Source organism: Reyranella sp. (assembly GCF_965249915.1).
In the GTDB taxonomy this organism is placed as follows: domain Bacteria; phylum Pseudomonadota; class Alphaproteobacteria; order Reyranellales; family Reyranellaceae; genus Reyranella.
The window spans coordinates 4,048,357-4,061,069 of record NZ_OZ252257.1; the positions used below are offsets into that span (position 1 = coordinate 4,048,357).

Annotated in this window: 10 protein-coding genes; 3 read left to right on the forward strand and 7 right to left on the reverse strand. The window is 69.2% G+C overall.

What is annotated here, in order from left to right; all coding sequences use genetic code 11:
- The first annotated feature begins 4 nt into the window (after positions 1-4).
- Positions 5-793, forward strand: coding sequence for a tRNA pseudouridine(38-40) synthase TruA (truA, locus tag ACP15H_RS20085; protein WP_425067919.1), 789 nt, complete (start codon positions 5-7; stop codon positions 791-793).
- Here truA and ACP15H_RS20090 read toward each other — a convergent pair.
- From ACP15H_RS20090 to ACP15H_RS20110, 5 genes are all read right to left on the reverse strand, one after another.
- Positions 743-1,327: a hypothetical protein gene (locus ACP15H_RS20090; protein WP_425067920.1), complete on the reverse strand. Its 585-nt coding sequence runs from the start codon at positions 1,325-1,327 to the stop codon at positions 743-745. The two genes, truA and ACP15H_RS20090, sit on opposite strands and share 51 nt — an antisense overlap.
- A 7-nt stretch (positions 1,328-1,334) precedes the next feature.
- On the reverse strand, positions 1,335-2,522 hold the full coding sequence (gene dapE / locus ACP15H_RS20095; RefSeq protein ID WP_425067921.1) for a succinyl-diaminopimelate desuccinylase: 1,188 nt from the start codon (positions 2,520-2,522) through the stop codon (positions 1,335-1,337).
- Between the two features lie 133 nt (positions 2,523-2,655).
- The gene (locus ACP15H_RS20100; RefSeq protein WP_425067922.1) at positions 2,656-6,312 is read right to left on the reverse strand and encodes a chromosome segregation SMC family protein; all 3,657 of its coding nucleotides are present in this window, start codon (positions 6,310-6,312) and stop codon (positions 2,656-2,658) included.
- A 36-nt stretch (positions 6,313-6,348) separates the two neighbouring features.
- Entirely contained in the window at positions 6,349-7,008 is a 660-nt protein-coding gene (locus ACP15H_RS20105) for a DsbA family protein (protein ID WP_425067923.1), read from the reverse strand.
- A 55-nt stretch (positions 7,009-7,063) separates the two neighbouring features.
- On the reverse strand, positions 7,064-8,140 hold the full coding sequence (locus tag ACP15H_RS20110) for a DciA family protein (RefSeq protein ID WP_425067924.1): 1,077 nt from the start codon (positions 8,138-8,140) through the stop codon (positions 7,064-7,066).
- A 52-nt stretch (positions 8,141-8,192) separates the two neighbouring features.
- On the opposite strand from ACP15H_RS20110, the gene mutY reads away from it, so the two are divergent.
- Positions 8,193-9,242 carry an A/G-specific adenine glycosylase gene (gene mutY / locus ACP15H_RS20115; protein ID WP_425067925.1) on the forward strand — a complete coding sequence of 350 codons (1,050 nt, stop codon included), beginning with the start codon at positions 8,193-8,195 and terminating at the stop codon, positions 9,240-9,242.
- A gap of 327 nt (positions 9,243-9,569) precedes the next feature.
- Here the strand turns inward: mutY and ACP15H_RS20120 are convergent, their stop codons facing one another.
- On the reverse strand, positions 9,570-10,658 hold the full coding sequence (locus ACP15H_RS20120; RefSeq protein WP_425067926.1) for a site-specific DNA-methyltransferase: 1,089 nt from the start codon (positions 10,656-10,658) through the stop codon (positions 9,570-9,572).
- Positions 10,659-10,789: 131 nt separating this feature from the next.
- A complete protein-coding gene (locus ACP15H_RS20125; RefSeq protein WP_425067927.1) occupies positions 10,790-11,671 on the reverse strand; it encodes an aldo/keto reductase family oxidoreductase in 882 nt (293 codons plus the stop codon).
- Between the two features lie 94 nt (positions 11,672-11,765).
- Between ACP15H_RS20125 and ACP15H_RS20130 the strand changes: the two genes are divergently transcribed.
- On the forward strand, positions 11,766-12,662 hold the full coding sequence (locus ACP15H_RS20130) for a LysR family transcriptional regulator (protein ID WP_425067928.1): 897 nt from the start codon (positions 11,766-11,768) through the stop codon (positions 12,660-12,662).
- Positions 12,663-12,713: the final 51 nt, after the last annotated feature.

Here is a 12,713-nt window from a genome sequence, read left to right on the forward strand (position 1 = left end):
CGCCGTGCCGCGCTACAAGCTCACGATCGAATATGACGGCGCGCCGTTCGTCGGATGGCAGCGCCAGCCGAACGGACCGTCCGTCCAGGCCGCGCTCGAAGAGGCGGTGTTCGCCTTCACCGGCGAGCGCCCGCCGGTCCAGGCGGCCGGCCGCACCGACACCGGCGTGCATGCGCGCGGCCAGGTCGTGCATCTCGATCTGTCGAGCGAGCGGCCGGTCGAAACCATCCGCTCGGCGATCAACTTTCACCTGAAGCCGCAGCCGGTTTCCGTCCTGGTCGCGGAACTCGCCCCGTCCGGCTTCCATGCCCGCTTCTCCGCGACGTGGCGGCGCTACCGCTATCGCATCATCAACCGCCGCGCGCCGCCGGCGCTCGATCGCGGCCAGCTCTGGCACGTGCCGGGCGCGCTCGACGTCGCGCGGATGGCGGATGCGGCCACGGTGCTGGTCGGACGACACGACTTCAACAGCTTCCGCTCGACCTCCTGCCAGTCGCCCTCGGCGCTGAAGACGCTCGACCTGCTCGAGGTCACGCGCCACGGCGAGGAGATCCATGTCGATGTGGGCTCGCGCTCCTTCCTGCACAACCAGGTGCGCATCCTGGTGGGCACGCTGCATCTCGTCGGACGCGGCCAGTGGAGCCGCGGCGACGTCGAAGCAGCCCTCGCCGCCCGCGATCGCGCCCGTGCCGGCCCGACGGCGCCGCCGCACGGCCTCTGCCTGATGGAAGTGCGCTACGAGCTAGGCGCCGACCGCGACAGCGATGCCGAGGAAGCGGTCGACGATCAGTGAGATGAAGAGCGAGGGGATCCAGTTGACGATCAGCAGGAGCGACGCCACCGGCCAGCCCACGCCGAGCATCATCCGCGTCGTCACCAGGAACCAGTAGAAGAAGAGAGCCTGCAGACCGATCCGGATGAGTTCGGCCGGCAGCGGCGGCATCAGGCTGGCCAGCACCACGCCGATCACCGCCACGATCATTGCCGGCAGGTTGACCCAGTTCAGCGCGGAAACGTAGCGTGGGTAGTTGCCCAGCCAGTTGCGCCGCCGCGCGATCTCGTAGAACAGCACCGGGAACAGCAACCAGTCGACGACGTAGCGCAGCGCCTCGACCAGCACGATCTCGAGATCGTCGGCGGTCGACGTGACGCTCGCGTACCGGAGCAGCATGAGCGTGACGTGCAGCGGCGCGACCAGGATCATCACCTGGAACGAACGGATGCAGGCTTCCAGCGTATTGTCGAAGTAGGACGGCGCCGCCGGGTCGCGCTTCAGGAGTGCGAGCGCGCCCTGCATGCCGCGGGCGATTTCACCAGTGCTGATCACGCGCGTCTCAGGGCGCGAAGTAACGGTCGAGTACCGTTTCGTAGACGCGGGCCAGCAGCTTCAGGTCGGCGACCGCACTCTTCTCGTCGACCTTGTGCATGCTCTCGCCGACCAGTCCGAATTCGAGGACCGGGCAGTAGCTGCGGATGAAGCGCGCGTCGGACGTGCCGCCCGTGGTCGACAGTTCGGTCTCGACGCCCGCCACGTCGCGGACCGCGCCGGCGACGAGGTCGCTGAGCGGCCCGGGCGGCGTGTAGAACGACTCGCCCGAGACCTGGACGCTGTAGTCGACGGTCCCATTGCCGCCCAGCGCCTCGTTGGCGCGCTCGATGCGCTCCTTGAGGTGGGCCAGCAGTGTCTGCGAGGTCCACAGATCGTTGAACCGCGTGTTGAAGCGCGCCTTGGCGACGCCCGGCGCGATGTTGGTCGCCGGATTGCCGACATCGACGGTCGTGAACTGCAGCGAGGTCGGCCCGAAATGCGTGCTGCCCTTGTCGATCGGCTCCCGCACCAGCGCCTCGATGATCGCCGACAGGCGATGGACCGCATTGTCGAGCCGCTCGGGGTAGGCCACGTGGCCCTGCACGCCGCGCACGACCAGGTCGACGGTCATGCTGCCGCGCCGGCCGATCTTCATCATGTCGCCGAAGCGCTTCGAACTCGTCGGTTCGCCGACGACGCAGGCATCGATCGTCTCGCCGCGCGCGGCCAGACGCTGCAGCATCTTGACCGTCCCGTTGACCGCCGGCCCCTCTTCGTCGCCGGTGATCAGCAGGCTGATCGAGCCGCCGAAATCACGGCCGCGACGGCTGAGGAATCGCGACGCGGCGTCGGTGAAGGCGGCGATCGCGCCCTTCATGTCGGCGGCGCCGCGGCCGAACAGGTAGCCGCCGGACAGTTCGGCCGCGAACGGACCGATCGTCCATGAGGAGAGATCGCCCACCGGCACCACGTCGGAATGGCCGGCGAAGCAGAAATGCTTCCCGCCGGTGCCGATGCGGGCATAGAGGTTGGCGACGTCGTCGGTGCCGGCCTCGGTGAAATCCATGCGCTCGCATGTGAAGCCCATCGGCGCCAGCGTCTGTTCCAGCAGCTGCAGGGCGCCGGCCTCGCGCGGCGTGACGCTTTCGCAGCGCACGAGCGTGCGCGTCAGTTCGATGACATCGGTAACGTTGGAGCTGAGCGAATCGGGCATGGCCGGGACACTACAGGTCCACCCCCGCCGTGAGAAGGGCGGCAAAGAAAAGGGCGCCGTCAGGCCAGCCGGCGCCCAGTTTATTTGAGAGGAAGATAGTCTTGCTTGTTTAGGCTGACGCCGTCGTTAGGGCCTAGGCCACCATGCGGTCGGCCTCCTGCAGGTTGACCGAGACGAGCTGGGAAACGCCCCGCTCGGCCATGGTCACGCCGTAGAGCCGATCCATGCGCGCCATGGTGACGCGATGGTGGGTGATGATCAGGAAGCGCGTGTCGGTGCGGCCGGCGATGTCGTTCACCAGGCCGCAGAAGCGTTCCACGTTGAGGTCGTCCAGCGGCGCGTCCACCTCGTCCAGCACGCAGATCGGCGCCGGGTTGGTCATGAACACCGCGAACAGCAGCGACAGCGCCGTCAGGGCCTGCTCGCCGCCCGAGAGCAGCGACATGACCTGGAGCTTCTTGCCCGGCGGGCTGGCATGAATTTCCAGGCCGGCCTCCAGCGGGTCCTCCGACTCGGTGAGCCGCAGCTCGGCCTTGCCGCCGCCGAACAGCTTGGTGAAGAGCTGCTGGAAGTGGCCGCTGACCTGCTCGAAGGCGGCGAGGAAGCGTTCGCGGCCTTCGCGGTTGAGGCTCTGGATGCCCTGGCGCAGGCGGCCGATGGCAGCGACCAGGTCGTCGCGCTCGGCCGTCATGGCGGTGAGCTGCTGCTCGAGTTCGTTGGCCTCTTCCTCGGCCCGCAGGTTCACGGCGCCCATCGTCTCGCGCTCGTGCACCAGACGCTCGAGCTTGTGCTCGGCCTTGTCGAGTTCCGGCAGCTCCTCGATCGACTGGACCTCGGCCAGGGCGAGAACGCCGTCGGGCTCGCAGCGCAGCCGCTCGAGAATGCGCTCGACCACGGTCTCGCGATCCTTCGTCGCCTGCTCGACCTGGCCTTCGCGGCGGACCCAGGTCTCGCGCGCCTGGGCCATCTCGGTCTCGGCCTGCCTCAGCGCCTTGTCGGACTCCGACTGACGCGTCTCGCCGATCGCCAGCCGGTCGGCGGCTTCCTGGCGGTTGAACTCGGCCTTCTCGATCTCCTCTGCGAGGACGAAGCGCTTCTCCTCGATCTCGAACGGCTTGGCCGCCAGTTCGGCGATTGCCTCGGCGGTCTGCTCGCGCCGTGCGTCGAGTTCGAGGATCTGGCCGTCGGCCTCGCTCAGGCGCTTGCTCCAGCCGTGATGCTCCTGCGCGATCTGCGCCAGGCGCTCGACCCGCATCTTCGATTCGCGCGCGAGGCGGTCGCACTGGCTCTCGGCCTCGACCAGCGCGGCCCGCAATTCGGCGATGCGCACGCGCAGCGCGCCGGCTTCCGCCCGGTCGGCCTGGGTGTCGGAAATCGACGACAGGCGCGCCTCGCGGAAGGTGCGGCGCATCTCGATGTCTGCGATGTCGCCCAGCACTTCGGCGACGGTCGTCTCGATGCCGGCGAGGCGGGTGCGGAGCTGGTCGGTGCGACGGGCGACCTCGACGTGGCGGTCGCGCGCCTGGGTGGCCAGGCGCTCGGCGGTGCCGATGGCGGCCTGGGCGGCACGCTCGGCGGCACGGGTCGCCTCACCGGCATCCTGCGCCTTGCGGCGCGCGGCGTCGGCGACGCTGCGCTCGTGGGTGCGGGCCAGTTCGACGCAAATCTTCTCGGCTTCGCGCGCCGCGGCGAGCCAGGTCTTCTCGGCATCGACACGCGCCTGCTCGATCTCCTGCTCTGCCACGACGCCATCGATCTGATGACGGATATCGGCCAGCCGGTTGCGCTGGCTCAGCCGCACCGCCGCGCTCGACGGCGCGCCGGCCCGCATCGTGTAGCCGTCCCAGCGCCAGACCGCGCCCTCGCGGGTGACGAGCTGCTGGCCGGGCTTCAGGGCAGCCTGCAGCGCAGCGCCGGTCTCGTCGTTGGCCACGACGCCGATGAAGGCCAGACGGCGGGCCAGCTCGGGAAGCGCGCCGACATGCGCCCCGAGCGGCGTCGCCCCTTCGGGAAGGGCCGGCGTTTCGGTCATCGCCTCGAGCGGCAGCCAGTGCACCGGCGCGCCGCGATCCGACGAGGCTTCGAGTTCGTCGCCGAAGGCCGCGCCCAGCGCCTTCTCGTAGCCGGGCTCGACGGAGAGGGCGTCGAGCAGCGGCGGCCACAGCGAATTGGCGGCCGACTTCAGCGCGGCGGCGACGCCCGCTTCCTCGGCCCGCAGCTTGGTCAGGCGGGCATTGGTCTTCTGCAGGGTCTCGATCGCGACGGCGTGGCTGGCTTCTGCCGCCTGCCGCTCGGCCGCGCGGGCACGCTCCATGTCGAGGCGCTCGGCCTCCGCCTTGGCAACGGCCAGACGCGCGGCGTCGGATTCGTAGCGCTCGGCCTCGCGCGCCGCCTCGATCGACTCCTGACCACCGAGGCGCGCTTCCTCGAGCGCGGTGCGGGCGGCTTCGAGTTCGGCCTCGACCTCCGGCAGCGCCGGCAGGTTCGACAGTTCGGTCTCGAGCTGACGCTGCTGGGCGGTGACTTCGTCACGGCGCGACGACAGGCGGCGCAGCCGGTCCTGCAGCTCGGCGATCTCGCGCGAGACGCTCTGGCGCAGGGCCTCGTCGTCGGCGATCTGACGGGTCAGGCGATCGAGCGCGGCCTCGGCCGAGTTGGTTTCGGTACGCGCGGCGTCGCGGGCCTCCTGAGCGGCTTCGGCGCGCTCGTCCTCGCCCACGCGCTCTTCCTCGAGGCGGAGGCGCTGGCTGTCGAGATCGCCGATCGCGGTCTCGGCGTCGCCCTTGCGTCCGCGCTCGCGCGCGAGATCCTGCTCCGTCTGCTGAAGACGCCGCTCGGCCTCGAGCTGGGCGGCCGCGACTCGCCCGGCCTCGGCGGTCAGCGCATCGTGCGCCACGCGCAGGCGCTGGAGCGCGGCGGCCGCGGCGGCCTCCTCGTTGCGCAGCGGCGGCAGCGAGGTTGCGGCTTCAGCCTGCGCCGTGGTGGCGAGGCCGACCAGCCGCGTGAGGTCGGAGACCTGGGCCTCCGCTTCCTTCAGCCGCTCGCTCGAATTCGCAAGGTCACGCTCGGCATTGGCCAGCTTGAGCGCCAGCACGGAAGCCTCGGCACGGCGGATATGATCCGACAGGTTGCGGTAACGGCTGGCCTGGCGGGCCTGACGCTTCAACCCCTTGTGCTGCTCTTCCAGGGCGACCAGCACGTCCTGCACGCGCGCGAGGTTCTGTTCGGCGGCGCGCAGGCGCAGTTCGGCCTCGTGGCGACGGGCATAGAGGCCGGTGATGCCGGCCGCCTCGTCGATGACGCCGCGGCGATCGACCGGCTTGGCGTTGATCAGCGTGCCGATACGGCCCTGACTGACCAGCGCGGTCGAGCGCGAGCCGGTGGCGGCGTCGGCAAACAGCGTCTGCACGTCGCGCGCCCGGATCTCGCGGCCGTTCACCGAATAGGCCGAGCCGTGGCCGCGCTCGATGCGGCGCACGACGTCGAGCTGGTCGGTATCGTTCACCATCGCCGGCGCGGTGCGGGTCTTGTTGTCCAGCGACAGCATCACCTCGGCGATGTTGCGCGCCGGCCGCTGGCCGGAGCCGGCGAAGATGACGTCCTCCATCTCAGACCCGCGCATCTGCTTGGCGGAGGTCTCGCCCATCACCCACTTCAGCGCCTCGACCAGGTTCGACTTGCCGCAGCCATTGGGCCCGACGATCCCGGTCATGCCGGGCTCGATCGTAAGCTCCGTCGGATCGACGAAGGACTTGAACCCGGAGAGCCGGAGCTTGTCGAACTGGACCATTTACACCACGCCTGTCTTGTTACGTGCTTGGAGTGCCTACTTGGCGAGCTTGCCGAACACGCCGTCGAGTTCCTCGACCGAGCGCGCCCCACGATAGAGCTGGCCGTTGATGAACAGGGTCGGCGTCGAGTTGACGCCCATCGCCTCGCCGCCCTGATAGTCCTTGATCACGGCGTTGCTCATCGCCTCGTTGGCGAGGCAGGCCTTGATCTCGTTCTCGCCCATGCCGGCGATGCGCAGCGGCTTGGCGAGCTCGGCCAGCGGATCGGCCGCCGTCGCCCATTGCGGCTGGCCGCGGAAGATGATGTCGAGCACGCCGAAATACTTGTCGTTGCCGGCGCATTCGGCGATCTGGGCGGCCTTGGCCGCGATCTGGTCGAGCGGGAAGTCGCGATAGACCAGCTTCACCTTGCCGGTTTCGATCCACTTCTTCTTGATCTCGGGCAGGACCTGCGTGTGGAAATGCGCACAGTGCGAGCAGGTCAGCGAGGCATACTCGATCACCGTGATCGGCGCATTGGGGTCGCCCAGCACGTGATCGCCCGGCTGCACGGTCTCCAGACCGGCCTTGCTGGGGGCCGACGCCGCCGCGACGGGCGGCGGCCCGGACGCGGGCGCGCGGGTGCCGAAATAGACGGCGCCAGCAATCGCTGCCACCGCCACGACTCCGCCGGCGACGATCAAGATATTCCGCATTTTACTCTGCCCTCTCCACTACATCTTGGGAATTCCGCCTGTGGGGAGTCAAACGTTAACGGCCCACCTGGCGTAAAATCGCTACGATGGCGTCGATTCCACCCGGATTGCCGTATCCCTGCTCATTGATGAACAGGGTCGGGGTGGAATTGACGCCCAGCGCCTGACCGGACTGCACGTCGGCGATGACTTTGTCCAAAAGCCGGTCGTTGGCGACGCAGGCCGCCGCCTCGGCCTCGCTCACCCCCTGCCCGACCAGCACGGTCATCAGTTCCGCGGCCGGATCGGAAGCAGTGAGCCACTGGACCTGCGTCCGGAACAGCGTGTCGACCGCGGCAAAGAACTTCTCGGGCCCGGCGCACTCCGCCAGCAGGCTGGCGCGCGTGGCGAGGGCATCCGACGGATAGTGGCGGTGCACCAGCTTCAGCTTGCCGGTCTCGATCCAGTCGCGCTTCAGGGCGGGCATGACCGCGGCATTGAAGGTGGCGCAGTGCGGACAGGTGAAGGAGGCGTAGTCGATCAGCACGTTGGGGGCGTCGGGATTGCCCAGAACGTGATCGCCGGGCTGCACATCGAGGAACCGGGCCGGCGACTGGGCCTGCGCCCGCCTCTCCTCGCCGAGACACAGCGCGCCGAGGCCGCCCAGCAGAAAGCCCCGCCGCCCGGCAATGATGCGGGCCCCCAGCCGGGTCAGCACCGCGCGCAACTCGGGATCCTGGACCGACGCGGTCCGGCTGGCGACCTCCTGCTCGATCACCGGATCGGGCCGCGGCGTCCGGGGGGTGGGTCGCGGCGCGGCGATGACGCCCTGCACGATCCGCACGTCGTCGATCACCCTGTGCCCGAAATAGGCATTCACCCGTTCCACGATCTGGCCGCTCCTGTGCTGGACCTCGAGGGCGGCGGCGCCGGAAACCTTCAGCCGCAAGGCCTTGCCGGCCCGCGCCCCGCGCCCGGCCAGCAGCGCATCGGGCCGCGTCGTGCGCGCGAGATCCGGCCCCACGACCGCCGGCCAGTCGGCCTTCAGCCGCACCAGGGCATTGCTGCGGCCGCCCTTCGCTCCATCGCGGGCGATGCCCGAGGTGAGCTTCTGGGCCAGACCGCCGATCGCACGGAAGCCGTTTTCGCGCATGGACCCTTTCAAACTCCGCTCCGTATGGTAGGCCACGCTCCACCGACTGACCATGACACACGCCGACCGACTGCTCGCCTGGTATGATCGACATCGTCGCACCCTCCCCTGGCGCGCAGCCCCGGGGGAACGCACGGCGCCTTACCGTGTCTGGCTGTCGGAGATCATGCTGCAGCAGACCACCGTCGCCACGGTGGGCGAGTACTTCCGCCGCTTCGTCGAACGCTGGCCCACCGTCGAGGCCCTGGCCGCCGCACCGCTCGACGAGGTGCTCTCGGCGTGGGCGGGGCTCGGCTACTACGCCCGCGCGCGCAACCTCCATGCCTGTGCCCAGGCCGTCGCCAACGACCATGGCGGCCGCTTTCCCGAGGACGAAGCGGGCCTGCTCGCCCTGCCCGGCATCGGCCGGTACACGGCGGCGGCCATCCAGGCCATCGCCTTCGACCGTCCCGCCTCGGCGGTCGACGGCAATGTCGAGCGGGTGATCGCCCGCCTCTACGCCATCGACACGCCGCTGCCCGACGCCAAACCCGACATCCAGGTCCGCGCCGCCCGGCTGGTGCCGCAGCAGCGCGCCGGCGACTACGCCCAGGCGATGATGGATCTCGGCGCCACCGTCTGCATCCCGCGCAACCCGCGCTGCGTCATCTGCCCGCTGATGCAGGGCTGCAAGGGCCGCCGGCAGGGCATCGCCGAGGAGCTGCCGCGCCGCGCGGCCAAGGCCGAGAAGCCGACGCGCCGCGGCCTCGCCTTCGTGCTGCTGCGCAAGGATGGCGCCGTGCTGCTGCGCAAGCGGCCCACGAAGGGACTGCTGGGCGGCATGGACGAAGTCCCGTCGAGCGCCTGGCGCGAGGGCCCGTTCGTCGCGGCGACGGCGCTCGCCGAAGCCCCGGTTCCGGCGCGCTGGGTGGTGATGGACGGTCTTGTCCGGCACACCTTCACGCACTTCCATCTGGAACTCACCGTCAGCCGCGCCATGGCCACGACCGGCCGGCTGGCCGCCCTGGCGCCGGGCACGAGCTGGTCGGCGCTCGACCGGCTGGACGAGCGCGCTTTGCCCACGGTCATGCGCAAGGTCATCGAGCACGCGGTTAAGGGCTAGCGGCCGTCAGCGGTACCATGATACCGAATTCGGGGGTGCGACTCTCGTTTCGAATGATTCGTTTATTTCGTTTGTTTCGTTTATTGGCGAGGCTTCCGACTTTTTCGGCGGCCTGTGGGGGCTCTTGCGGGCGGGATTGAATCAGTCGCCCCTGCCAACACCGACTTTCACCCTGAGAGGCGAACGCAGTGAGCGTCTCGAAGGGTGGGAACGAGCACCGCGTCTGTTGCCCCTCCTTCGAGACGCCGCGCGGAGTTTACCCCGAGGTATTCGAGGGGCGCGGCTCCTCGGGATGAGGGAAATGGGTCAAGTTGAGACGGGAAGCCCCTAGAGCCCGGCCCTGACCTGCTGGCGGAGATGGTCGATCGGCAGGCGGGCGCCGGCGACGTCGACGTGCCAGAAGGTCCAGCCGTTGCAGGCCGGGGCGCCCTGCACCGCCGCTCCCACCTGATGGATCGAGCCGCGATGATCGCCGCGCGCATTGGAGGCCGACAGCGAGCCGTCGGCGCGCACGCGGGCGTGCAACTGGCCGCTGGGATCGCTCAGCACGGCGCCGGGCTGCAGCAGGCCCGACTCGATCAGCACGCCGAACGGGATGCGCGGCTCGGCCCGCTTGCTGGGCTTGGGCGTCACGTCCTCAGGCGCCAGCGGCGTGATCTCGGCGATGCGCTTGCGCGCGATGGCGGCATAGTCGGGATCGCGCTCGAGGCCGATGAAGCGGCGGCCGAGGCGGCGTGCGACGGCGCCGGTCGTGCCGGTGCCGAAGAACGGATCGAGGATGACGTCGCCCGGATTGGACGCCGACATGATGCAGCGGAACAGCAGCGCCTCCGGCTTCTGCGTCGGATGGGCCTTCTTGCCGTCGTCGCCCTTCAGACGTTCGCCGCCGGTGCAGAGCGGCAGCAGCCAGTCGGAGCGCATCTGGGTGCCCTCGTTCAGCTCCTTCATCGAATCGTAGTTGAAGGTGTACTTCTTGTTGGCGCGGTCGCGCGCCGCCCAGATCAGCGTCTCGTGCGCGTTGGTGAAGCGCTTGCCGCGGAAGTTCGGCATCGGGTTCGACTTGCGCCAGACGATGTCGTTCAGCAGCCAGAAGCCCTGATCCTGCAGCGCCGTGCCGATGCGGAAGATGTTGTGATAGCTGCCGATCACCCACAGCGTGCCGCCGGGCTTCAGGGCCCGCCGCGCCGCCTTCAGCCAGGCGTTGGTGAACTGATCGTAGCGGGCGAAATCGGCGAACTTGTCCCAGTCGTCGTCGACCGCGTCGACCTTGCTGTGGTCGGGCCGCAGCAGCTCGCCGCCCAGCTGGAGATTGTAGGGCGGGTCGGCGAAGACCATGTCGACGGACGCTTCGGGCAGGCTCTGCATCAGCTCGATGCAGTCGCCGACGAGCACGCGATCAATTTTATCCACAGGCATTCGTGGAAGATGAGTCCACAGGCGCCCGCGGTCAAGAAGTCAATTGAATCAAGTGCTTAGACACCATATCGAGTCGGGATTCTCATCCCGACCCACAACAACTAGGGCACCCGCGACGAGCCGCCGATCCCTCAGCCCGCTTTCGTCATGCCGATCGCGTCCAGGCGCCCGAACGCTTCGTCCGTGAGCTCGAGTTCTGCCGCGCGCAGGTTCTCATGCAGGTGGGCAACCGAGGAGGTGCCCGGGATCAGCAGGATGTTGGGCGCGCGCCGCAGCAGCCAGGCAAGCGCCACCTGCATCGGCGTCGCCCCCAGCTCGCCCGCGACCTCGGAGAGGATCGAGGACTGCAGCGGGGTGAAGCCGCCCAGCGGGAAGAAGGGCACGTAGGCGATACCCAGCCTCGCGAGCTCGTCGATCAGGGCATCGTCGGCGCGATGGGCGATGTTGTAGTGGTTCTGCACGCAGACGATCTGGGCGATGCCGCGCGCCTCGGCGACCTGCGCCGGGGTGGCGTTGCTGACGCCGAGATGGCGGATCAGCCCCTGGCTCTGCAATTCGGCCAGCGCCGTGAAGGGCGCCTCGATCGACCCTTCGGCCGGCCCGTGGTCGCTTCCCATGATGACCCGCAGGTTGACGACGTCGAGCGCCGGGACGCCGAGGTTCCGCAGGTTGTCGTGGACCGCGCGCGTGAGGTCGGCCTGGGTGAACGCCGGGTTCCACGAGGCATCGTCGCCGCGTATGGCGCCGACCTTGGTCACGATCACCAGCCCGTCGGGATAGGGATGGAGCGCCTCGCGGATGAGCTGGTTGGTGATGTGGGGACCGTAGAAATCGCTGGTGTCGATGTGATCGACGCCGCGCGCCACCGCCTCGCGCAGCACGGCGAGCGCGCCCTCGCGATCCCGCGGCGGACCGAAGACGCCCGGCCCCGCGAGCTGCATCGCGCCATAGCCCAGGCGCTTCACGGGTCGGTCGCCGAGACGGAAGGTGTCGAAGGGGGTGGCGCGGGTCATGAAAAGTCTCCTGTGGTGGCCGCCGATATATGGACCTTGGCTCCGTGAGCGATAATCCTGCGCAATCGCGACAGCCTGTGCGAAATACTGAACAATGGCGATAAACGACCTGAACGATCTCTCTGCCTTCGCGGCGGTGGCGCGGGCCGGCGGCTTCCGGGAGGCCGCGCGGCTGGGCGGCGTGTCGGCGTCGAGCCTGAGCGAAGCCGTGCGGCGGCTGGAGGCCGGGCTGGGGGTGCGCCTTCTCAATCGCACGACGCGCAGCGTCGCCCCGACCGAAGCGGGCGCCCGCCTCCTCGAACGGCTGACGCCGGCGCTGGGCGAAGTCGAGGCGGCGCTCGACGTCGTGAACGCCTTCCGCGACCGGCCGATCGGCACGCTGCGCCTCAACGTGCCCGGCGTGGCCGCGCATCTGGTGCTGCCCTCGATCGTGGCGCCGTTCCTGAAAACCTATCCCGACATCCGGCTGGAGATCATCGTCGAGGACAGCTTCGTCGATGTCCTGGCCGCGGGCTGCGATGCCGGGATCCGCTACGACGAACGGCTCGAGCAGGACATGATCGCGGTCCCCATCGGTCCGCGCGTCCAGCGCTTCGCCACGGCCGCCTCGCCCGAGTATCTGGAGGCGCGCGGCCGGCCCGTGCATCCGCGCGATCTGCTGGGACATGCCTGCCTGCGCGGGCAGTTCGCGAGCGGCGCGATGCCGCCCTGGGAGTTCGAGCGCGACGGCGAGGTGGTTCGGATCGATCCGACCGGGCCGCTTGTCGTGCGCCTCGCCGCCGCGGCCGACCTCGCGGTCAGCGCCGCCGTCGCAGGCCTCGGCATCGTCCACATCTTCGAGGAATGGCTGCGCCCGCATCTCGACAACGGCGCCCTGGAGCCGGTGCTCATGCCCTGGTGGCAGAGCTTCCCGGGACCCTTCCTCTACTATCCCGGCCGCCGCCATCTGCCGGCGCCGCTTCGCGCCTTCGTCGATTTCATCAAGTCCTGAAGTCGAGCCGCAATTCCAGGCGCCCTCTCGAAAATTGGCCGGACGCATGCT

Coding starts and splice junctions, on each gene's coding strand:
- ACP15H_RS20130 (WP_425067928.1), top strand. CDS start 11,766: ATGGCGATAAACGACCTGAACGATCTCTCTGCCTTCGCGGCGGTGGCG.
- ACP15H_RS20110 (WP_425067924.1), bottom strand. CDS start 8,140: ATGCGCGAAAACGGCTTCCGTGCGATCGGCGGTCTGGCCCAGAAGCTC.
- ACP15H_RS20105 (WP_425067923.1), bottom strand. CDS start 7,008: ATGCGGAATATCTTGATCGTCGCCGGCGGAGTCGTGGCGGTGGCAGCG.
- ACP15H_RS20120 (WP_425067926.1), bottom strand. CDS start 10,658: ATGCCTGTGGATAAAATTGATCGCGTGCTCGTCGGCGACTGCATCGAG.
- dapE (WP_425067921.1), bottom strand. CDS start 2,522: ATGCCCGATTCGCTCAGCTCCAACGTTACCGATGTCATCGAACTGACG.
- ACP15H_RS20100 (WP_425067922.1), bottom strand. CDS start 6,312: ATGGTCCAGTTCGACAAGCTCCGGCTCTCCGGGTTCAAGTCCTTCGTC.
- mutY (WP_425067925.1), top strand. CDS start 8,193: ATGACACACGCCGACCGACTGCTCGCCTGGTATGATCGACATCGTCGC.
- ACP15H_RS20125 (WP_425067927.1), bottom strand. CDS start 11,671: ATGACCCGCGCCACCCCCTTCGACACCTTCCGTCTCGGCGACCGACCC.